The organism is Thalassospira sp. MCCC 1A02898, from assembly GCF_001618185.1.
Taxonomy (GTDB): Bacteria; Pseudomonadota; Alphaproteobacteria; order Rhodospirillales; family Thalassospiraceae; genus Thalassospira; species Thalassospira tepidiphila.
This window is the reverse complement of the sequence record NZ_LPXK01000010.1, coordinates 44,469-67,731: the sequence shown is the minus strand read 5'-3', so window position 1 is coordinate 67,731 and position 23,263 is coordinate 44,469. Positions and strand designations below refer to the sequence as shown.

Sequence of the window (23,263 nt, the reverse complement as noted above, 5' to 3'; positions counted from 1 at the left end):
AAGCCCGCATCAATCAGGCTTGATACTCAAGGCGTCAAATAGAGGTTTGAGCTCGTTCTTGTAAGGTCGCCAGCGTTCAAGACTGGTGTTATAGATCGGTTGGCGGACTTGATTGGAACTTGCAGTCCTTACGGCGCGTTTCGTATTGTGAAACGCAAGAAGATCCTCTGACCAGTCGAGTCCAAGAAACTCTACTAGTCTCTTGGACTCCCGTTCTATATCCGCCACCAGATCCTCATAGTCGATTTCAAAAAACTTTTCTTTGGGAAGCTTTTGACGCCAGTGAGACATTAGTTTTTCATAACTGCGGTAGTACCGGCCGAGTTCAGCAAGATCGTAGGTGAAACTCTGTCCTGACACAAAGTATTTGCTATAGCAGGATAAGCAGGTGTCTATCGGGTTTCTGCGGCAATGAACAATCTTAGCATGCGGTAAAGCAGCCAAAATAAGACCACAAAACATAAAGTTCCCTGGCATCTTGTCGATCAAATAGTGATTATCTTCAAAGCCTTCTGGTAAGTGTTGGCGACTTTCCTGGAGGTACAATTTCGCAAGGGTGGAAAGAACCTCTTTTGAAGCGGCGCGCTCTTTGCTGTCCGGTGCATCGGGGAAATCTAAACCTAGTACTGTATTTTTCAAGCGAGGTAGGGTCGTGAGCTCACCCGCTCCAAAGACCTTTGGGTGTGTCGCAAGTATCTGTTCAACCAAGGTGGTTCCAGATCGTGGCATACCTACTATGAAAATTGGTAACGGGAGATCCGGCGTGTCGGGTGTTTGTGCTTGTGTGTCGTTTGATTGAGCTACAGGTAAGCAAGTTCTTCCATAATTTTTCAAACGACGACACACGGCTTCTATATCGTAAGAATACTGGCTTCTATGTAGCTGATTGGCCTTGTTAAGGTGGCTCATTGCCTGCTTTGCATCGCCAATATCCATCCACGCTTTGCCCAGAGCAAAATTCAAGTCTATACGGTCTGAAAGCGAAAGCTGTCCACTGTGATTTACAAGAAGTTGTTGCATGCGCTTTATCTCAGGAGAACCCTTCTTGAAGCGCATCACATCACTAAGTATCAACCAAGCTCTGGTGCTTTCTGGCATTTTCTTGAGAATGAGACGAAGCGTGCTTTCAGCGGATTTCACTTCGCCATATTCTTTGTGCGCCTCAGCAAGCTGCAGGGACAGTCTCACATATAACGTTCGTCGCTTTGTGCTAGAAGCTAGTGTTAGTTTTTGAAGTGCCTGCCCGAAGTGCTCGATAGCAAGTTCCAGGCTTCCCGTTGCGCGACAATAGATCCCAGCGGTTTCCAGTACTTCAAGGTCATCAGGCCCAATTTTTAGGGAATAATCTATCAGCTTACGAGCTTGCTCAATGTGACCTTCGTCAAGAAGGGCCAGTGCTAACTTTGCTGCCACCTGTGGGGTTTGAGGGAACTTACGGAATGCGATACGTAAGACTTCTCGGGCTTGAGCGTTGTTACCTGTGCTCTTGAGTAGTTTTGCTAGGTCAGTGAAAGCATCAGCAGACGCATCTTGCATGTTGCAGGCATTTTCGTAGGCTTTGGCTGCTTCTGCCAACTTTCCATCCGCGACCAAGATGCGGGCCTCAAGCAGCTTCAATCTGGAGGTGTGTGGCACTTTTGCGGAAATTTCCTCAAAGGCTTCTTTTGCTGCGGCAATGTTGCCCGACTGAAGTTGCTGATCAGCACCTTCAAATACGTTCCTGCTGGATTCTGGTATTTCAGAGCTATTATCTGTCACGGTGCTTTCAAACGGACTTAGGGATTTGAATTAGCTCAATCTTGCCCAAGTATGCTTAACATTGGTTGAATGTAGGGTGCATATCGGCGCCAACGTTCGACACTACTATTGTAAATAGGTTTTCGCACTTGAGCCATGCTAGCGGTGCTCACTGTACGCTTCTTATTGTGGAAATCGAGAACCTCCGGGTTCCATGGAAGACCCAAGAACTCCAGTAGTTTCCGCGACTGCTTCTCTGTTTGTGCAACCATATCCTCATAGTGGCTCTCCATCAGCGAAGATGCCGGGATATGTTGATGCCAATAGGTCATTTGTTCCTCATATGCCATGTAGAACTCTGCGAGCTCTTTTTGGTCATAAGAGTAGCTTACCGGTGATCTGAATAGCTTTGAGTAGCAAGACAGACAGGTATCAATCGGGCTGCGTCGACAATGAATTATCCGCGCCTCAGGAATTGCTTGCATGATCATGCCAATCATGTCGAAGTTTCCCAGCATCTTATCCACGATAAGAATTTCACCGTCTGCAGGGTCTAGGTCTGGTTGTAAGTCTTTTCCGATACGTTCGATTTCTGCCAGATAAGCCTTCCTGAGTTCGCTTGCTATATTCGGAGCTCTGGCAAGATCGCGATCTCCTTCGCGGAGGCCAAAGTTCGGACCCAACAACTTGTTTTTTATGGTCGGCAACGTTGTCAATTCACCGGCACCGATTACCTGTGGGTGGGATGCAAGGATTTGTTCTGTCAGGGTTGAGCCACAACGGGGCATGCCGACGATAAAAACAGGTCTGTATCGAAGCTCGCTATGCTGTGAGCGGAGCTCCAGATCCGAAAAGACTTCTGGTGGGAAGAAGTCCGGTGTCCGCCGAAGGCGCTCACACACTTCCGTCGAACTATAATTCAGTTGAGCGCGCACAATTTTGTTTCCGGCATGGAGGTGTTCCATTGCCTTGCTAGGATTGTTCAAATTGTCCCATGAACGTCCCAGGGCGAAGTGATAGTCTCTAGCTGCTGTCTGATCACCTTGGGCGATAGAAGAGTTCAAATGTCTCTCCATCTCCTCGACTTGTCTTTCATCGCACTTGATAAGGTTTGCCAGGTCAAACCAAGCCCTGTGATTTCCAGGGTTACTCTTCAAAATAGACTCAAAAGTCCGGCGTGCTTCGTCAGTTTTGCCAATATGTATGAGAGCCCCAGCCTGATTGAGCCGAATACTCTCTATGTCTTGTGGGCTTGCAGGAGAAAGCGTACTCTTGGTACCCAAAGCCAAACTCTTTTCAAAGCATGCAATAGCGTCTTCGGCATGATTGTTCAGAGCGCGTGAGCAGCCAAGATGGTTCCAGCAGATCCAGTCGTTGGGTTGCAATTCAAGGCAATGCTCGAAAACAACTGTTGCTTCACTATGATGATCATTCTCTGCAAGAATAACGCCGAACTCACGTGCCATAAGCGCATTTTCAGGCCATTTTTTGTGGCCAACAGAAAGCACTTCCTGTGCATTAGTTGATTGACCATGTTTCTTCAGAAAACCTGCGAAGCCGAGGAAGCACTCAGCGGTGGTGTCTGGCAGGCTGCATGCTGCCTGGAAATGGTTAGATGCTTCTTGTGCATTTCCTGACTGATCTAAAAATTCAGCATAAACCAGATGAGCTGGGGCATATTGCGGACTTTGACGAAGAAAATTCTGGCAATCGTTTACGGCGATCTGTTTATTCCCGATAAGCCACTGGCTTTTGATGCTGTCCAATTGCGCTTTACGAAGCGCATCTGGGGTACTGTTTATTGGCATCCAAGCCTCTTTTCTTTTGTTGTTCGTTTTCGCCCGGATCAACGGGCATTAGCATCTGAATGCGCTTTCTTTCTACGTATCATTTTCACATATCATTACGGCTAAGTATACCTACTAAAGATGGGGTCTATCTGAGTCTTTTGTAGGTGAAAAGAAAAACGCCCGGCCGATTGGCCGGGCGTTTCGCGTAAGCATTGTCTTCCGAATGGAAGATTAGCCGCTGTAGTACATGTCGAATTCGACCGGGTGCGGAGCCTGTTCGAAACGAACGACTTCTTCCATCTTCAGTGCGATGTATGCGTCGATCAGGTCGTCGGTCATCACATCGCCTTTTTTCAGGAATTCGCGGTCTGCATCGAGGCTGTCGAGAGCTTCGTGTAGCGAACGGCAAACGGTCGGAACTTCTTTGAGCTCTTCCGGCGGAAGGTCATAGAGGTTTTTGTCCATTGCTTCGCCCGGGTGGATCTTGTTCTCGATGCCGTCAAGGCCAGCCATCAGCATTGCAGAGAATGCGAGATACGGGTTGGCAAGGGCATCCGGGAAGCGGATCTCAACGCGTTTACCTTTCGGAGACGCGGTGTACGGGATACGGCAAGAAGCAGAACGGTTACGTGCAGAATATGCCAGCAGAACCGGTGCTTCGAAGCCCGGGACCAGACGCTTGTAGGAGTTGGTCGTCGGGTTGGTGAAGGCGTTCAGAGCTTTGGCGTGCTTGATGATACCGCCGATGTAGTACAGAGCGGTTTCAGAAAGGTCAGCATAGCCATTGCCAGCAAACAGCGGCTTGCCTTCGTGCCAGATCGACTGGTGGGTGTGCATGCCCGAGCCGTTGTCACCGAAGATCGGTTTCGGCATGAAGGTTGCGGTTTTGCCATACTGGTGTGCAACCATGTGGATGCAGTATTTGTAAACCTGAACCGCGTCAGCATGTTCGATCAGGGTGCCGAATGCGATACCCAGTTCGTGCTGCGACGGAGCAACTTCGTGGTGGTGCTTTTCGCAACGCACGCCCATTTCGTTGATGTAGTTGACCATTTCGGCACGGATGTCGTTTGCCGAGTCAACCGGCGGTACCGGGAAGTAACCACCCTTCGGACCCGGACGGTGGCCGCGGTTGCCGCCTTCGAATTCGGTGCCGGTGTTGTACGGACCTTCTTCGGAGTCAAGCGCGTAAGCCATGCTCTCCTGCGAGGTGCTCCAACGAACGTCGTCGAACATGAAGAATTCCGGCTCTGCGCCGAAATATGCGGTGTCGCCGATACCAGCGGACTTCATGTATGCCAGTGCGCGTTTCGCGGTCGAACGCGGGCAACGCTCGTAACCCTGGCCGGTGGCCGGTTCGATAACGTCACAAACAAGGATCAGGGTCGGCTGCGCGGTGAACGGATCAACAACGGCGGTCGACGGATCCGGCATCAGGATCATGTCGGATTCGTTGATTTCTTTCCAACCGGAGATCGACGAACCGTCGAACATGATGCCGTCAACAAAGACGTCTTCGTCGATGGTGCAGATATCCTGTGCGGTGTGCTGCCATTTACCTTTGGTATCGGTAAAGCGCAGATCGACAAACTGGATGCCTTTTTCTTTGATCAGATTAAGTACAGAAGCAGCGTCAGACATGATGCAACCCTTTAAAACTCATAAACAGTTACCGTATGGTGTTCAACGAAAGGCGTGACCGATCAGATCGCGTCGTTACCCCGTTCACCAGTACGAATACGGATCGCGTCCTCAAGTGAGGAAACGAAAATTTTACCGTCGCCGATACGCCCGGTATGAGCGGCTTGCTGGATTGCCTCAATCGCACGCTCTACCAGCGTGTCCTCGACGACGATTTCCAGCTTTACCTTCGGCAGAAAGTCCACAACGTACTCGGCGCCGCGATACAGCTCCGTATGACCTTTCTGACGTCCGAAACCTTTGGCTTCGGTGACGGTAATCCCTTTGAGACCAATCTCTTGAAGGGCCTCTTTTACCTCGTCAAGCTTGAACGGCTTGATGATGGCTTCAATTTTTTTCATTAGCGCCCTCTGCTTTTTGGCGAGAGTTGCGTTGAACTCTGTAAAGCGTAATGCTTCGCCCGCTGACTATTGCACGGACCATGCCAGTTTTCACCGGCAACGGCATTCTAAGGATTCTCTGTGCGAAAACCCAGCAAAACCCATGAAATTTTTAAGATTTTCTGGTTTGCTGGTGACTGTGTTTTAGGCAAGATGTTCAAAAAATATGCAAACGCCCTGTTTGGAAGGCAGGCAGGCCCGTTCAAACCTCTCCGGGCTTGCCATTCCGGGGCCATCATGCGACAGGATTTGCTATGCATGGGTGTTGTCGGGCACAAAATTTATACCCGATGACCGGGACTCGACTGACCATGATACGACCGGGGCCACCATCCGGTGAACGACCATAATATAAAGGACGCCTCATGACCGAATTCGTCGGCAATCCGCTTTTCGCTTCGGGCGGGATCACGATCTTCGAAGTGATGAACGAACTGGCCCAGAAACATAAGGCCATCAATCTGGGGCAGGGTGCGCCGGATGAAGATGGCCCGGCCGATATTCGCGAAGCTGCCGCCAAGGCAACGATGGAGCTGTCCAACCAGTACCCGCCGCTGGCTGGTGTGCCCGAGCTGCTTCAGGCCGTTGCCGATCACAATAAACGGTTTTATGGCATCGAGGTTGATCCGAAAAAAGAAGTGCTGGTCTCTGTCGGTGCGACCGAAGGATTGGCCGATGTGATCCTTGGTCTGGTCGCGCCCGGCGATGAAGTCATCCTGATCGAACCGCTTTATGACAGCTACCTTCCAATGGTGAAGCTGGCGGGCGGCATTCCCAAGCTGGTGCGCGTTACCCCGCCGCATTGGGAATTGCCACGCGAAGAACTGGCGGCGGCCTTTTCGGAAAAAACCAAGCTGATCCTGCTGAACTCACCGCAGAACCCGTGCTCGAAGGTTTACGGCGATGACGAGCTGCAATTCATTGCCGATCTATGCATCAAGCATGATGTGATTGCACTTTGTGACGAGGTTTATGAGCATCTGGTCTTTGACGGGCGCAAGCACAAACCATTGATGACGTTCCCGGGCATGCATGAGCGCACCGTGCGCATAGGATCGGCGGGCAAGACCTTCTCGCTGACCGGCTGGAAGATTGGCTATATCACGGCCTGCGCCAAACTGATGGAACCGATCAAGAAGGCGCATCAGTTCCTTGTCTTTACCGTCGCACCGGATCTGCAACATGGTGTCGCCTATGGCCTTAACAAGGATGATGCCTATTTCGAAAACTTCACCGCCGAAATGCAGGCCAAGCGTGATTACCTGATGAAGGGGCTCAAGGAAGTCGGATTTGACGTCCTTGATTCGCAGGGCACCTATTTCATCACCTGCGATTTCCGACCGCTTGGCTATGATTGTGATGATGTCGAGTTCTGCCAGATCATGATCAAGGAAGCCGGCGTGGTCGCCATTCCGGTATCGGCCTTCTATCAGGGTGAAGATGGCGGTGTGCGCAACTTTGTGCGGTTCTGCTTCTGCAAGGACGAAGCCAAAATGGCCGAGGCGATTGCGCGCATGAAAAAGGCGTTTGCCAAGTAAGCCGTGGGCGCAAAACAAGGCATTTGAAAGAACATCGGGCCGACATGGAAATGTCGGCCCGTTTTGGTTGCGCGAGGGCGATAGTGTCAGGCTGTTTGTTCAAGTGTGCCCTGTCCCTGAAGCGGCAGGCCCGCTTCGCGCCAGCCATTCTTGCCTTCGTGATAATCGCGCACATTGCTGTAGCCAAGCTTGGTCAGCGCCATCTGGGCAATGCCGGAATTCTTGCACGGGCCGCTGGCGCAATAGACAACAATCGGTGCATCCAGATCGGGCAGGATCTGTTTGATGCCCTCATCAATCGCATCATGTGGTATGTTGATCGCACCGGGCAGGTGGGCATCAACATAATACCGCGCCGGAAGTGCTTCGATCAGGGTCGGGGCATTGGCGGTGCCAAGGGCGGCCTTAAGCTCGTCACGGGTAATGGTTCTGGTCATTTTCCAATCTCCATCTGGAATATCGTTGGTTGATGGGATCAGTATCGATGTGCATCAGTGCGAAGTAAATTTGCGATAAATCGAATAGTATGTGCAATAATGCGAATGATGAGATGGCGCGTTCGGAGGATTGCACATGCTGGAATGGGATGATTTGAAACTGGTACTTGCGGTTGGGCGGGCGCGCAGTATCACGCAGGCGGCCAGACAAACCGGCATTCACCATTCCACGCTGTTTCGCCGCATGGCGGATATTGAAAGCCGCATCGGTGCCAAGCTGTTTGAGCGACAGCAGGGTGATTATCAACCAACGCCAGCGGGATTGTCGGCCATCGAAACCGCCGAAAAACTTGAAGCCGAAATGGCCGTACTTGCCCGAACCCTGGCTGGACAGGATATCCGCCCGTCAGGCACGCTACGCCTGACCACAACCGATACGTTGCTTCATGCCGTGCTGGCAGATGATCTTGCGGCGTTTGCGCAGGCCTATCCGGAAATCACCGTACAGGTCGTGACCGATAACCGGTTTTATGATCTCAACCGCCATGATGCAGATATCGCCATCCGGCCCAGCAATGCGCCCAATGAAAATCTGGTCGGGCGGCAAATTGCCCCGATCCGGTCGGTAGTTTGTGCGGCAAAGGGCATGGGTGATCCCAAGAATGCCGATGGACCATGGATCACCTGTGATGAAAGCCTTGCCCATATCAAGGCCGCCCAGTGGCGCGACAAACATTTTCACGATCAGCATGTCGCGATGCGCAGCAATTCACTTTTGAATGTGGCGCGGCTGGTGAATGCCGGGGCAGGTTATGCGGTGCTGCCGATGTTTCTTGCCGGGGCATTTGACAATATCGCGGTCCTTGGTGATGCGATTGACGGGCTTGATAATGATCTTTGGATGTTGATGCACCGCGATCTCAAGGCTGTTCCGCGCGTTCGGGCCTTCAATGACTTTATGTTCCCGCGGCTCAAGGCCAAATCCGCCCTGTTTTCCGGCGCTTGAGTACGAAAAAAAAAAGCCGGGTTCCCCCGGCTTTTCATTTGAGCATCGGCAATATGTTGATCAGGATTTGACCATTTCCCAGCTGCCGGTTTTGGCAGAGCGGGCAAACGCATCCAGAATCTGCATATTGGCAATTGCATCTTCAATCGGATAATCGACCGGGCTTTCACCGGCAAATATCGCGGTCGCGGCTTCACCCTGCAGGGTGTACTGGTTGCAGACCGGGAATTTGATTTCACGCGCGTCGTCAAAGCCTGGTTGTTTTTGACCGGCAACGCGAATGACCGCTTCGTTTTCCGGGACGGCATTGAACGGCATCAGGATTTCAATCCGGCCCTCGGTACCCAGAATATGCACACGCTGTACGGCGGCCGACTGGGTGCCGCACACAAAGCTTGCCTGCAGGCCGGATCCGAAATCAAGCATGCCAGATACCAAACGGTCTGTTCCGAATTTCGGGTCCTTGTCCATCAGCGACACGACGCGGACGGGTTCCTTGCCGGTGATAAAGCGCGGGCCGACAATGCAATAGCACCCGATATCAAGCAATCCGCCGCCGCCAATGTCCTTTTTATTGCGGACATTATTGGGATCGGCATTGAAATAGGTAAAGATGCTTTGCACGGTGGTAAGTGTGCCGATCTGACCGCTTTCGACGATCTTGCGGGCTTCAAGCCATTGCGGATGATGGCGGACCATAAAGGCCTCAAGTACTTGCTTGCCGCTTTTGTCACGGGCTGCGATCAGTCGTTTGGCATCTTCGGTATCAAGGCCGATCGGCTTTTCACACAGCACATGCTTTCCGGCCTCAAGCGCCTTGATCGTCCATTCGACATGCAAATGGTTGGGCAGGGGATTGTAGATCGCCTCGATTGACGGATCAGCCAGCAGTTCCTCGTAGGAGCCATAGGCGCGCGGAATGCGCATGTTTTCAGCGACCTCACGGGTCTTTTCAAGATCACGACCGGCAATCGCCAGGATTTCAAGCTTATCGCTTTCCTGCATGGCCGGGATGACCTTTTCCGTGCCGATCTTGGCGGTGCTAAGGATGCCCCACTTCATTCCGATACTCCGTCTGTTTTTCTATTATTTGGCCGTTTCCATGCCAAGACAGGCAAGCAACCCTTTATATATGGTGTCTTGGTAACCTGCATTTGTGGCAATAGCCTGTTATTGAACTGAACTAATTAAGTCATTTGTCTTCACATGCAAGTTGCTCTGACGGGTAGGAGGCGGGATTTGTGTTATCAATGCTGCGTGTTCGATCGTCACAGAATGCTCAAGCCCGCAAAAATCGGTGCTTTGAACAACTTGGCGGAAATCGGGCTAAAAAATTGAAAATATGCGCTTGACGTTGGGGGCCTCGGGCCATATAAACCGCGCCACACGATGGCGGGTGTAGCTCAGGTGGTTAGAGCACCAGTTTGTGGCACTGGGGGCCGTGGGTTCAAGTCCCATCACTCGCCCCAAAAATTCAAAGGCTTAGAGGTTCGCCCTCTAAGCCTTTTTTGGTCTAGGTAGCAAAAAAAACTGCCCTATCCGGGGACATCGGAACGTGGGATGATGTCGCATTCTTGGCCAAGGTTTTCTCGCTCATACTGCCGCAAAGCCTTGATGCCGTATCGGATTGCGCCGGCGGCCTTCACTGGTTTGGGGGCCGTGCCTTCGCTTCGCCAGAAGGCCAGGGTCGCAGTTGAGATCGGCTTATTACATCTTCCAAGAATACCAGCCTGCGCCCAGCGGTCAGAAACTTGCTGCGATGTCAAAAACAAAGGTGTGCTCATGCAGAATTTCCTTTTGCGGGCTCGTGCTCGGGCGCTAGCCATTTTGGTCTTTTCGCCTCGGGGCTACAGTTTGGTCACTCCGTGTTCTCTCATTAGGGGAACGCCGAAACGTGGAAGTGAATTTTCTTTTTTCGAGAGCGAAGCGGCGATCGTCTTTTTTCTCTTTGCAGATTTGCTTGCCGTCCGGGAGTACCTGAATGCTGAATGCGGCGTTTGAGCATATCTTGGCTCTGCTTTTACGCCGAAGCACTACAAACTTCGCAGATATGGTCTCCTTGTAACCTCCATTTTGTTGGTTCGAGCATCTCCGAGATGCAGAAACCAACAAAATAGGAGAACATCTGATGTTGTGAATTTATTAAGTTTGGGGGCTTTCTGTTGCTCGGAACCAGCTCTGATATCCAAATTTCGACCTATCTATAGTCACTCCCCATCTTTTGGGTGGTTGCGTCAATGTGATTGATCGGTATTGTTTCTAATAGCAAAAATAAAAAGTCTTGGGGGAGTCACCGACAGTTTTTTGAGGGGCTCCGCACAAAATGAAAGAACCTCAGGTTCTTAATGCCGGTTTGGATACGGGGGTGGCGTCGTTGGCTTTGGTGCTAGCGATGCAAGGCTATTCTTCTGATCCGGATCAAATCAAATATGATGCCGGTTTGGGTGAAGCCAAACTGGGATGTGCAGATATTCTGCGGCTTGCCAAGCAGTATGGTGCGCGCGCAAAGCAAATCACGCTTGCGGCCAAGGATTTTGCGAACGCTACCCTGCCACTGATTGCGTTGATGAGTGACGACAGTTATGTCGTCGTCGCACGTCAGGCAAATGATGGCAGGTTGCTGATACGTGATCCCCGTCAGGAAAAGCCGGTTCTCGTTGATCAAGAAGCTTTTCTGGCAGAGTTTTCCGGAACGGCACTGCTGATCGGGCGCAGCAAGCGTGCACCGGATCAGGATGGGGCGCTTGGCCCAAGTCAGCCATTCGGGTTTAAATGGTTTCTTCCGCTTCTTAAAAAGCATCGGGCGGCATTGTCGCATGCCATGGCGGCATCGCTTTTCATTCAGATTTTTGCGCTGATCACACCGCTTTTCGTCATGGTGATTATCGACAAGGTGCTGAGTTCCGGCAATATGTCGACCCTTGATGTGCTGGTGATCGGCCTTGTCGCGATTGCAGTGTTTGATCTCGTGATTGGTGGCTTGCGGCGTTATGTCTTTTCACTAACGACCAACAAGATTGACGCAGAGTTGGGAGCAGCTGTTTTCCGGCATCTCACCCGTCTGCCCATGGCGTATTTTTCGGGCAAGCGCACCGGAGATACGGTCGCGCGGATCAAGGAGCTTGAATCCGTTCGTGCCTTTCTGACCGGCTCGGCACTGACCGTTTTTGTCGATTTTGGATTTACCGCGATTTTCCTGATCGTGATGTTCGGCTTTGCACCGATCCTGGCAACCATTGTGGTCGGGTTCGTCGCGGCCATCATGATCATTTATGGACTTATCGGGCCATTCATAAAAGACAAGCTGCAAGAGCGTTTCAAGGATAACGCAGACTCCCAATCCCTTCTGGTCGAGGCGGTTTCGGGGATGGAAACTGTTAAGGCGCTTGGGATCGAACCCCAGATGCAGCGGCATTGGGAGGATCAGGTTGCAGCACGCACAGATTCTGCCTATGGCGCGGATAAGGTAAGCTCCGCGACACAGCAGGCGGCCGGATTCCTCAATAAGGTGCTGATTGCCCTGACCCTGTGGTTGGGTGCGCGGATGGTGATGGATGGCGGGCTTACCGCCGGGCAGCTGATTGCGTTTAACATGCTGGTCGGGCGTGTCACTGCACCGGTAATGCGCATCGCCCAACTGCTTCAGCAACTTGCACAAACCAAGGTCGCCTTGCGACGCGTGGCGGACATCCTTGATGCGGTACCGGAGCCGGGACGAAATGCCAGGCGCTCTCAAATGCCACGCGTTTCGGGTGGCGTGAAGTTTGAACATGTCACGTTCCGCTATGCGCCCGATGGTCCGAAAATCCTTGATGATGTCAGTTTTGATATCAAGCCGGGGCAGGTGATCGGTCTGGTGGGTGTTTCAGGTGCCGGTAAAACATCGCTTTTACGACTGATCCAGCGCTTCTATCCGGTCGAGGGCGGCCGTATCCTGATCGACGGCATGGATATCGCCGCTGCTGATCCTGCCTGGCTTCGTCGCCAGATTGGTGCGGTGCTGCAGGACAACTTCCTGTTTAACCGAACCGTGCGTGAAAACATCGCGATCGCCATGCCCGGTATGCCGATGGAACGTGTGATTGCTGCTGCCAAACTTGCAAATGCGCATGAGTTCATCAGTCAGCTGCCACAAGGCTATGACACAGTGATCGGGGAGCGCGGCGGTATTCTGTCTGGCGGGCAAAAGCAACGCATTGCCTTGGCGCGCGCCTTGGTCAGCAATCCGGCAATCCTGTTGCTGGACGAAGCCACCAGTTCGCTTGATAGCGCGTCGGAGCGCGCCATCCAGACCCAGATGCAGGCAATCACGAAGGGACGCACCGTGTTTGTCGCAGCCCATCGTCTTTCAACCTTGCACCATGCTGATCGCATTCTTGTGCTGGATAACGGGCGCTTGGTCGAGAGCGGAACGCATTCGGATCTGCTTAAGCTTGGCGGGGCCTATGCAAGGTTGCATGCCATTCAGGCCGGGTTGAACCGGAATACTAATCCAGACAAGGCTTCGGCAAAATCGACCAAGAAAGCACAGGAGGCGGCAGAATGATCAAACAGGATCACAGCGCTTTCATGCCGGGCATCCTTGAAGTGACGGAACGTGCCCCAAATCCGGTGGCTTGGGTGCTGCCAATCGTTCTTATGGTCTTGTTCCTGGTTGCGGCCCTGTGGGCATGGATGTCCGAAGTTGCCATTGTCAGTCCGACACAAGGAACCTTGGTGCCAACCGGCAAGGTCAAGGTCATCCAGCCGTTTGAAATCGGGGTCGTGCGGGAAATCAATGTTCGTGATGGCCAGCGGGTCAAGGCGGGTGATTTGCTGATCGTTCTGGACGGCACCGATAGTACTGCTGACCTGACAAGGACAGAGCAGGATCTTGCCAGCACGGGGCTCAAGCTCGCGCGTTTGAATGCGTTGCTTGCTGATATCAATAAACCGGCCAGCCATTTCCTGCCACCAGCAGAAGCATCGGAACGTCAGGCAATTGCCGAATTTGACGCCATGATCGGGCAGGCCCGTGCGCAGCAACAACGTGTTGAAACGCTTGAACAGGAAATTCTTCAGCTTCGTGCCGTCCGTGATGGCATTGCGGTGTCGATTGATCGGGTTGAAGCGATCCTGCCGCTGATCACGGAGCGTGTTGAAGGCCGCCGATCCCTGGCATCGGACGGATATGCCACCCGAACATCGCTTCTGGAGCTTGAACAGGAACTGGTCGAACGCCAGCAGGAGCGCCGCCAATTGCAATTCGATCTGCAAAAGGCCAATGCAGATATCGCAATGGCGCAGGAACGCCTGCAAAGCACAGTGGCAGACTTTGAAGAAAGCCTGTTTGATGAACGTGCCCGGCTTGATCAGGAATACGGATCATTGGTGCAAGAGCGCATCAAAGCCGAACGCCGCCGCGATCAGCAGGTGCTGCGTTCCCCGATTGATGGTGTGGTCCAGGAGCTGGTCGTCACTACCATAGGCGGCGTGGTGGAAGCCGCGCAAACCCTGATGAAAATTGTCCCGGATGACAGCAAGCTGGTGGCCGAGGTCAAACTCGCCAACCGTGATGCCGGATTTGTCGATATCGGCCAGAAAACCCGGATCAAGGTTGAAACCTTTGAATTCACCAAATTCGGCGCAATTGATGGGACGGTAATTGATGTGTCGCCGGATGCGGTGATTGATGAAAAACTCGGGCCGGTTTACTTGGCTAAGGTCGAGTTGGCGCAACAATACTTGACGGTGCGCGGGCGCGAAGCGCCTTTGCAGTCTGGTATGACGGTTACGGCTGATATTCAGACTGGCGAACGGCGTTTGCTGGAATACGTTTTGGGACCGATGTTGCGGTACCGGGATGAGAGTTTGAGGGAGAGGTAATGTGTCGAGATTTGTTGTGAATATTCTATTGTTTATTGCATTTATGTTTTCCCCTGCGTTTTATATTTTAACTTACAGTAAAAATGGAGGGTTATCATATCAGTTTATTTTGTCTTTCGTTTTTTTTAATTGTTATATGTATGTTTTATTTAAGTTTGGTTTTTTTGTAAGTGTTTTGAGAAGAAATAAATTTAATAAATCAAATTATTTGTTTTATTTTGTTTTCTTATGTTTCTTGTTTTTGTTTGTTTATGGTGTTTTTTATGGTGATGTTTATGGGGTTTTTCTGGGGAACTTTGGGGTATTATCTTCTTTTTTTATTTATATGAGTATGAGGCGTCGTGCGTAGGAGGGGATAACTATTTTTTCTGTTCGGGCTTAAAATTAAAAGTTTGAAGGTGTTTTATTATGTCCCATGGCTCTTTTGGTTCAGGTGACTCTAGTCGAGGTGACTATAGTAGAGGAGATACCACGGCTGCCAATGGCGGAAGGGGAGACGGAACAAGGGGGTCCGGGGACAGAAGCGGGAACTCGGGATCCGACGGTCAGGATGAGTTTTCCGAGGCAGTTTGTGTTGCAGAAGAAGAACATATTGGAGAGCTTTCAGCACAGGATTTGCTGTCTGAACTGTCTGAGTACGCACCAGTTGGCGTTAACATTGCAGGCTCTTTGGTCGGCTACTGGGGGACGACAACAGTTGAGAATTACTATGAGTCGGTGAAAGGTTATAAGACTTTCCAGCCTGGCTACAAATGGGGAGGGGTGATTAATGAAAATCCACTCTCCATGGCGAATTCTAGCCAGCTTGGGCTTGGAAAGGCGGCCAAGTTTGCAGGGCCAGTAGGTGCCATTGGCAGTTATGGTTTGGGGGCTTACGGAGCTTACGAATCAGGAGGTTGGGAGGCCGTCAAAGATTATTCTGCGGATGCAGGTGTGGACTTCGGACTTTCTATGCTGGCCTCAGGACTTGGTACATTGGTTGGTGGACCACTGGGTGCTTTGGCTGCCAGTGTCGCCTATTCATACTTAGACGCAAAATATGATCTCTCAGGAAAAGTTCTAGGTTTTTTTGATCCAGTGCTTCTCGATCTTTCGAACGATGATTTCGAGCTAATAGATCTTTCTGAGAGTGCTGCTTTTTTCGATTACGATGCTGATTCTTATCTTGAAAACGTCGGTTGGGTAACGGGAAATGACGGAATCCTGTCAATTGACTTGAATGGTTCAGGCACGATTGACGAGGCGTCTGAGTTCGTTTTTGCTGGTGAAACCCAGGCTGAAGATACGGACCTTGAGGCGCTCGCGGAACTATATGACAGCAACGACGATGGTGTCCTGAATGCCGAGGATGAGGCATGGGAAGATTTTCGTGTTTGGCAGGACTGGAACGGCGATGGACAGTCACAGGAAGGGGAAGTCAGTACCCTTGAAGAGCTGAACATTACCGAAGTCGGTCTGGTTTCTGATGGGATCGAGGAAGAAATCGCCGGCAATACTGTTCACGGTCGGGCAACTTTCACGCGTGAGGACGGTACAACTGGTGATGTTGGTGACGTTTCCTTCAAAGCTTCCAGTTACGGGTATCGCGAGACCGATGACGGGATCGAGATTGTCGATGGCGATGCCCTGATCGTTGAAGGCAATGATGATCAAATCCGTGACTTGGCTGATAGTGACTATGAGGGGCTGATCACCGGTGGGGGCGACGATACTCTTGCCAATAGTTCCGGCGAAGATGGCTATCTTTCATCTGGTGCTGGGGACGACACCGTTGTTGGAGGAGACGGAGACGAGTGGCTCTCGGGCGGGGAAGGTATGGACACCATTCTCGCTGGTGGTGGGCATGATGTCTTGTTTGTTGATGCGGATGATACCATTGACGGTGGTGCCGGGTTCGACGTTGTTCTGGGTCAAGGGGAAGAAGATCTTTCTATTGACCTCGGTGCGACCAATACCGAGGCCGTTTATGGTGCCAAAGGTAATGATGATCTTCGTGCCGGTAATGGCCAGCATGTAACAATTGATGGCGGTGCCGGTGATGATCAGGTCATTGGTGGGGATGGAAATGACCTTCTGTCGGGCGGAGAAGGTGCCGACACCCTGCGCGGCGGTGCCGGGAACGACACGCTTGTCGTCGATGAAAATGACGATTTCAATGGCGGTGCAGGTGAAGACCGCGTCATTTTCATGGGCGATGCGGACCTTGATATCAACATAACCGACTATGAGATTGAAATTTTCAACTCGGGTGGTGGTGATGACATTATTCGGACTGATCAGACCCATGAAGCAGCCATCGATGGCGGTGAAGGCAATGATACCATTTATGGCGGTTGGGGCGATGACTGGCTAAGTGGTGGTCATGGCAGTGATAGCCTTTTGGGTGGATATGGCGATGACACCTATCTGTTTGGTCGCGGCGATGGATCCGATGCGATCCGGGATTTTTCCCACAATACGAGAACAGATACGATTTACGATCTGTATTCTGATGGCTCTAAAAGAAACGTTAGACACCGCACCGTAGATGTTCACCAAGATGCGGGCAATGACACAATCCTGTTCGGGCCGGATATTGATCCCGATGACCTGATGGTCAAGGCCGATGGTCAGGACATTATCATTGCGCTCAAGGATTCGGATAATCCCGATGCATCGTTTGATGAACTAAGTGACCAGTTGCGGCTGGTGAATTGGCAAGATTCCCGCGACAGGATTGAGGGCGTTGAATTTTCCAATGGTACTGCGCTTGATCTTACAGCCATGCTGGGAAACCTTGGCTTTGCAGCAGACGGAACGATCCTTGATGTCGGTGCAGCGATGGCAGCGAAGCTGGGTGACTTGGCAGCGGCTGTTGGCGTGGACGGGATTGGCCTTGCCGGGGCCTCTGCCGACGAGGTTTTGTCTGGCGGTGAAAGCGATGATGTTATCGCTGCAGGTGGCGGAGATGACCTTGTTGCCGGCGGTGAGGGTGATGATCAGCTGTATGGTCAAGACGGTGATGACATCATTCATGGCGGCGAAGGTTCAGACCTTCTGGATGGCGGGGCAGGTGATGATGTTCTGCTATCAGATGGCGATGACACCCTGCGCGGTGGTGCCGGGACCGATACTGTAGAGTTCTCCAACAACGATGGTGTTCAGTTTGATCTGAGTGATGCCGAGGTCGAGAGCGTTCTGGGCTCGCTTGGCGATGATGAGCTGAGCGCGCTTGGTCTAGAAGAGGCCATTTACATTAACGGTGGTGCGGGGAATGACACCATTACGTCCGGGGCCGGCAACGACAGTTTGCTGGGCGGTTCGGGCGACGACGTGCTTGATGGTGGCGCTGGTGACGATGTTCTTGATGGTGGTTCGGGCAATGATACCTTTGTCGGGAATGTTGGTGCGGATCGCCTGATTGGTGGCGATGGCGAAGATGTTGTTGATTATTCCGCTGGTGACGAAGGCGTTGATCTGTCACTTGAAAATGGTGGAACAGGTGGTCTTGCTGCCGGTGACAGTTTTGATGGCATCGAGAACGTAATTGGCACGAGCCATGACGATGAGATCGCCGGTGATGATGGTGCCAACACGCTTGATGCAGGTACGGGCAATGACAGCCTTTCAGGTGAAGGCGGCGACGACCTCTTGCTGGGTGGTGATGGCGATGATGTGCTCGACGGTGGTACAGGCGATGATACGCTCGATGGCGGAGCAGGTGACGATATCCTCGAAGGTGGCGCGGGTCAGGATACGATCTCTGCCGGGGACGGGAATGACGAAATACATGCCCTTGGTGATGGTGACGTAATTGATGGTGGCGCGGGTCAGGACACGCTGGATTACAGTGCGGCGGTGGATGGTGTTCGCCTCGATATGTCCGACACCACTGGCTATCAGTCTGACGAGACGGAAGACCGTGCGGCAAATGTTGAGCATGTGATTGGCTCTGATGCCGGCGATGATCTTGCAGCCAGCGGAGGCAGTGACGAAGTCGCTGGTGGTTCCGGAGATGATGTTCTTAGCGGTCGCTTGGGAGATGATGCGCTTTCAGGTGATGCTGGTGACGACACGATCCTGGGTCAACAGGGCGACGATACGCTTTCCGGTGGGGATGGTAACGATATCCTCAGTGGCGGGAGCGGCGATGATATCCTGCTTGCGGGGCAGGGCGATGACCTGATCTTTGGCGGGGAGGGCGAAGACACGGTTGTCTTTGCCGGTAATCGCGATGATTACTTGCTGTCGCGGGATGGTGACACCCTTGTTGTTATCGGTGAAAACGGGTCTGCACGAATCGAAGATGCTGAAACCATCCGGTTCGATGACGGTGAATTTGCTGTTGAAGATTTGCTTGACGACGATGATCTGCCAAGTGTGACGGATACATCACGCCAGCGGCGCGATGAAATGTATCAGACGTCGTTTGCTGCCTCTGTGGCGGCTGCGGCGGCCTTGGGTGGACTGGCAAGCAGTTTTGATAACACCGCGCAGGCAGCCGAGCTTTTGCAGGCTGCCGCAGATGAAGATGCAGCCAATGCAGATGAAGGTAATATCTGGTTGGTGACGCCACTCTCAGAGGAAAATGGTGCGAGCGGTGCAGATGCAATCAGCGGCGGCAGTGATGGCGATGTACTGGTAGGTGCCGAAAATGGTGCGCAGGATGTGATCGCGGCCTTTGGCGAAACAGACAAGTTTGCGGCACTAATTGGTGATATAGTCTTAAGCAGCCAGAATAGTAGTGGTGTGCCGGTTGCACCTGTCTTTGCCGAAGAGCAGTTGCAAGCCGCATTGTATGAAATTGATGCGGATGACGAGGGCGCGCAAACCGCTTCAAGCGCCAGTGATGGCTCGGAAGAGGATGAGGGACCTGGTGGCGTTTCTGATGAAGCGTCCGATGAGGATAGTCTTGCAATTGGCGAGGAAAGTAGCTCCAGTCTGCCGGGGACGGCAGTCGACTTTGATAACGCTGCGCCAAAGCCCGTTGCAGATCATGTGTTCGGCCTCGAAGATCAACAAATCCGGGTTTCCATTGCTGAACTGCTTGCCAATGATTTTGATCGCGAAGCCGATCGGCTTATGTTCGATGGGATCGTCTCTGTAGAAAATGGCACGGTTTCGGTCGAAAACGGGTACATGATCTTTACCCCGGATGCTGATTACAACGGTACAGCAAAAGTGACCTACCGGGTGCATGACGGCATGGGAAACCATGTTGAGGCGCAACTGAACGTTCACTTGTCACCGGTAAACGACGCACCAGAAATAACGACTGAAAGTGCGCGCGCTCATTACGCGACAACGGTGAGCTTGTCCGATTTGATCGCAGCGACGGACCGCGATGGAGACGCAGTTTATGTTGATCTGCGGGATGCCAGTGGCCTTGGGCATTTTGAAGTGGATGGTGTCTCGGTTGCCGATGACACCACCGTGCGCGTCTTGGCCTCGGAACTTGATCGGGTACGGTATATTCCTTCGCAAAACCTGAATACCGCAGAGACCCTGATCGCACGGACCTTTGACGGCGAGCTGTACTCAGATTGGGTGTCATTCGATATTACTGCTGACAACACGCGTCTGGGCAGTGACGGTGATGATGTGCTCAATGCGGGTGCCTTGGGCGATATTCTGGATGGATTTGCCGGGAATGACACCCTTACAGGTGGGGATGCCGACGACCTTCTTCTTGGCCGCGCAGGGAACGATACGCTTGATGGCGGTGAAGGAAACGACACTCTGTATGGTGGCGATGGAAACGACAGTCTGATTGGTGGTGCAGGGGACAATACCCTGTTTGCCGGTGATGGCGACGATACGCTTGAGATTATAAATGTTGCCGACTTGGACCGGATTTTTGCTGGATCTGGACGTGATCGTTTAATCATTCACAACGTGAACGACCTGACGCTCAATCTTGCGGATTACGATCTAGAGGAAGTCGTTGCAGGTTCAGGCGATGATTATCTTTATTCCTCTGAAGATATTGACCTTTATATCGATGGTGGTGCCGGGAACGACGTGCTTCTCGGGGGTGATGGCAACGACACTTTGATTGGCGGATCCGGCAAGGACAGGATCGAAGGTGGCGCGGGTGATGACCTCATTGAGGTCGGGCTGGGCGATAACATGGCCGATATCGACGGTGGTTCTGGAAACGATACACTGACGGTTGCAGACGGCATCGACATAACCATCGATATGACGGGCAGCAACATCGAGAATGTTGTCGGCGGCAGTGGCTCGGAAACCGTTACCGATCTTGCCGCGGATGGGGGCAGGGTTTCCCTTGGTGGCGGCGACGATACCGTTTTCGCAGGTTCAGGCGCTGACAGCCTAGATGGTGGTGAGGGTTCTGACACGCTGGATTACAGTCAATCTGCAAGTGCTGTTCAGATAGATCTCGGAACCAAGACAGTTTCGGGCGGAGCAGCCGAAGGCGATACGATCTCTAGCTTCGAAAATGCTAATGATTCGTCATTCGATGATGTGATTGTCGGCAGCGATAAGAATAACCGTCTGTACAGTTCTTCTGGCAACGATGACCTTACGGGCGGCAAAGGTGCCGATACGTTTGATGTTAATATTGGACCTTCGGGGGCTGGAGTGGTGCGCATTCGCGATTTCACGCCGTCCAAGGGGGATGTCTTTGCACTATCAGGTGTCGGTGGGGCAACCCTGATTGCTGCAGCGACCAACGCGTTGGCAAATCAGACAATGGATGCGGATGGCAATGTTTCGGTCGTGTTTGATAACGGGCGAGAGGTTGTGTTTGAGGGGCTGGGCAAGCCACTGACGGCCGAGATGCTTGATGCGCCGGTCGTTGTTGCGTCCGAAACGATTAGTGACGAGCAGACTGGCGAAATGACGGTTGCAGTTGAGCTTTCCAAGCCGGTCGATGAGGATGTAGTCTTCGACTTCTCGCTTTCGGATGGTAGCGGCACTGTTGCGGATGACCTTCTTGCTACAGGCGGTGCTATTTCCGTTACGGCCGGTGAAAGCAAGGGCTCTAAAATTATTGGTACAAATGTTGACGGCTTGGTTGAAGGAACGGAAAGCTTCGGCGTTTCAATCGATCAAGTGTCGTCTGCATCACAATCTGCCATAGATATTGATGATGTGACGTCGACAGTCTATCTGGTCGATCAGGGCAACACGGATAATCAGGTTGAACAATCGGATTACGGTTTGGATGAGAGCCAGGTAAAGGAAGAATTTGCCGAAGGTGAGAATACATCAGTTGGCGTGATCTATTCTGGATATGTTGATACGGATCATCCCGTCGGTATTTATAGAGTGGTCGGCTCGACAACCGGTGAGATTGAAGCTGGCGGAGCAGACTCGCTAGATTTCGACTATCATTTTTACATCTCGAATAACTATCATTGGACCAGTGGCCGCTTCCATGCCTATTACCGCTATGAAAACGAGGATGGTTCAGGATGGTCCGATTGGAACTATACCGGCGTTATAAGAAGCTATGGCGGTGCTTGGCAGTCGATTAATTTCTCTGGCAACTACCATATGGACTTTGGCGCGGTTTTGCCGATGGGGGCTACGGTCGAAGTTCGTGTCGATTACTATCATGATGGTGTCAGCGGGCGCGGTAATTACCAATTAGGTGGCGGGTTCCTGGATATTGGTACGATGCACAGCGAAGTGCAGGTTTCCAATCATGTGTTTAGTGTTGGTGACCTCAACGGCGATGGCAGGTCAGATGTTGCTTACTTCGATTACAATCAGGGTAAGTACGTTTTCAAATACGCTGAAATCGGAGCCGCGACTTCAGATGCATTCAATGTTGTGAATGATACTGGCGATGATGTCTCTGGTATTATTGGGCATTCCAGCAGTACCGAAGAACATGTTTCTTATATTGCAGCAGGCGACAAGCTATATGTTGTCCTTCCGCCAGATGGCACAAGTGATCTGAACCTTTCTGAGCAGCCCTACGTCACATTCGGAGCTGCCATAAAATCTCTGATGCTTTCCAAGGTAAGTGAAGCTCAGAGTGAAATGATCCTGGTTGGGCTTGATGGAGAGAACGGCCTCAAAGAGATTTTGCAACTTTCTCCCGCCTCAACTCTTTCACAAGAGCAAGTAGATAACGCCTCGCGCATAGAGCTTGGTGCTGGTTACTCCGATATCGTTGATATGGGAGATCTGGATGGGGATGGTATATCTGAAATTGGTTTGCAGAGCGAAGGCGGCGTTGTTCGGTTACCTAAGTCTGCATTTTCCAATGAAGGTATGATTGTTCGGATTGGTGCTATTGATGGCGATACGCTTACCTCTACTTTGCTGGATGAGGTACTGGTGGGAGTTACTGGAGATGACACATATTCCTTCTCCGGTAGCTTTGGGCATGACATCATTGACAACACTTCTGTCGGCACTTTCGACGCTGATGAGCTCGCTTTCGGCGCGGGGCTATCAGCCGAGAAGTTGTGGTTCTCCAAGTCCGGAGATGATCTGCTGATCGAAGTCCTTGGGGGTGATCAGTCAATTACCGTCCAAGATTGGTATGGTGACAACGTAGCAGCCAAGATGGATCGCATTAGCTTCGAGGATGGCAAAGAGTTGATTGATTACGAGGTCGAGCAACTTGTATCTATCATGGCTGGTATAGAGCGTTCGGGGGATGAGGAACTTATTAGTGATATCCTCTCGCAAGATGTCGTTGAAAATGAAGTAGAGCAACTCTGGTCGGCCTAAAGCTTCTTTCTGAGTTGTGCGTTCCGTACGGAATTTGTGAAAAGGTCAGGCAGAAATGCCTGGCCTTTTGTCTTTTGCGCGCCTGTTTGCCGCGGCCCCGGTTGCCTTTGACGGG

12 protein-coding genes and 1 tRNA gene are annotated in these 23,263 nt (G+C 51.9%); 6 read left to right on the top strand and 7 right to left on the bottom strand.

Features of this window, described 5'->3' with window-relative positions:
* Positions 1-9 precede the first annotated feature (9 nt).
* The 4 genes from AUQ41_RS09340 to AUQ41_RS09325 all read right to left on the bottom strand — a co-directional run bounded on the left by AUQ41_RS09340 (position 10) and on the right by AUQ41_RS09325 (position 5,569).
* A complete protein-coding gene (locus tag AUQ41_RS09340) occupies positions 10-1,758 on the bottom strand; it encodes a tetratricopeptide repeat-containing sulfotransferase family protein (protein ID WP_063088123.1) in 1,749 nt (582 codons plus the stop codon).
* Between the two features lie 35 nt (positions 1,759-1,793).
* On the bottom strand, positions 1,794-3,545 hold the full coding sequence (locus AUQ41_RS09335) for a sulfotransferase (RefSeq protein WP_063088121.1): 1,752 nt from the start codon (positions 3,543-3,545) through the stop codon (positions 1,794-1,796).
* Positions 3,546-3,758: 213 nt separating this feature from the next.
* Positions 3,759-5,168: a type I glutamate--ammonia ligase gene (gene glnA / locus AUQ41_RS09330; protein WP_008890688.1), complete on the bottom strand. Its 1,410-nt coding sequence runs from the start codon at positions 5,166-5,168 to the stop codon at positions 3,759-3,761.
* A 62-nt stretch (positions 5,169-5,230) separates the two neighbouring features.
* Positions 5,231-5,569, bottom strand: coding sequence for a P-II family nitrogen regulator (locus AUQ41_RS09325; RefSeq protein WP_007091888.1), 339 nt, complete (start codon positions 5,567-5,569; stop codon positions 5,231-5,233).
* Positions 5,570-5,973: 404 nt separating this feature from the next.
* Between AUQ41_RS09325 and AUQ41_RS09315 the strand changes: the two genes are divergently transcribed.
* Positions 5,974-7,146 carry an aminotransferase gene (locus tag AUQ41_RS09315; RefSeq protein ID WP_063088117.1) on the top strand — a complete coding sequence of 391 codons (1,173 nt, stop codon included), beginning with the start codon at positions 5,974-5,976 and terminating at the stop codon, positions 7,144-7,146.
* Between the two features lie 86 nt (positions 7,147-7,232).
* Here AUQ41_RS09315 and AUQ41_RS09310 read toward each other — a convergent pair whose 3' ends face one another.
* Positions 7,233-7,583 carry a rhodanese-like domain-containing protein gene (locus AUQ41_RS09310; protein WP_063088115.1) on the bottom strand — a complete coding sequence of 117 codons (351 nt, stop codon included), beginning with the start codon at positions 7,581-7,583 and terminating at the stop codon, positions 7,233-7,235.
* 136 nt (positions 7,584-7,719) lie between these two features.
* On the opposite strand from AUQ41_RS09310, the gene AUQ41_RS09305 reads away from it, so the two are divergent.
* On the top strand, positions 7,720-8,589 hold the full coding sequence (locus AUQ41_RS09305; protein WP_063088113.1) for a LysR family transcriptional regulator: 870 nt from the start codon (positions 7,720-7,722) through the stop codon (positions 8,587-8,589).
* A 60-nt stretch (positions 8,590-8,649) separates the two neighbouring features.
* On the opposite strand, the gene AUQ41_RS09300 is transcribed toward AUQ41_RS09305, so the two are convergent.
* Complete coding sequence (locus tag AUQ41_RS09300) at positions 8,650-9,651, bottom strand: Gfo/Idh/MocA family protein (RefSeq protein WP_063088111.1); 1,002 nt, start codon at positions 9,649-9,651, stop codon at positions 8,650-8,652.
* A gap of 330 nt (positions 9,652-9,981) precedes the next feature.
* Here AUQ41_RS09300 and AUQ41_RS09295 point away from each other — a divergent pair.
* Positions 9,982-10,058: transfer RNA gene (locus AUQ41_RS09295), tRNA-His, on the top strand.
* A 66-nt stretch (positions 10,059-10,124) separates the two neighbouring features.
* Here the strand turns inward: AUQ41_RS09295 and AUQ41_RS09290 are convergent.
* The gene (locus AUQ41_RS09290; RefSeq protein ID WP_063088109.1) at positions 10,125-10,373 is read right to left on the bottom strand and encodes a hypothetical protein; all 249 of its coding nucleotides are present in this window, start codon (positions 10,371-10,373) and stop codon (positions 10,125-10,127) included.
* A gap of 539 nt (positions 10,374-10,912) precedes the next feature.
* On the opposite strand from AUQ41_RS09290, the gene AUQ41_RS09280 reads away from it, so the two are divergent.
* The 3 genes from AUQ41_RS09280 to AUQ41_RS09265 all read left to right on the top strand — a co-directional run bounded on the left by AUQ41_RS09280 (position 10,913) and on the right by AUQ41_RS09265 (position 23,148).
* The gene (locus tag AUQ41_RS09280) at positions 10,913-13,135 is read left to right on the top strand and encodes a peptidase domain-containing ABC transporter (protein ID WP_083952928.1); all 2,223 of its coding nucleotides are present in this window, start codon (positions 10,913-10,915) and stop codon (positions 13,133-13,135) included.
* Positions 13,132-14,454, top strand: coding sequence for an HlyD family type I secretion periplasmic adaptor subunit (locus AUQ41_RS09275; RefSeq protein WP_063088105.1), 1,323 nt, complete (start codon positions 13,132-13,134; stop codon positions 14,452-14,454). The genes AUQ41_RS09280 and AUQ41_RS09275 overlap by 4 nt, the downstream gene beginning before the upstream one ends.
* 1,077 nt (positions 14,455-15,531) lie before the next feature.
* On the top strand, positions 15,532-23,148 hold the full coding sequence (locus AUQ41_RS09265) for a cadherin-like domain-containing protein (RefSeq protein WP_063088101.1): 7,617 nt from the start codon (positions 15,532-15,534) through the stop codon (positions 23,146-23,148).
* Positions 23,149-23,263: the final 115 nt, after the last annotated feature.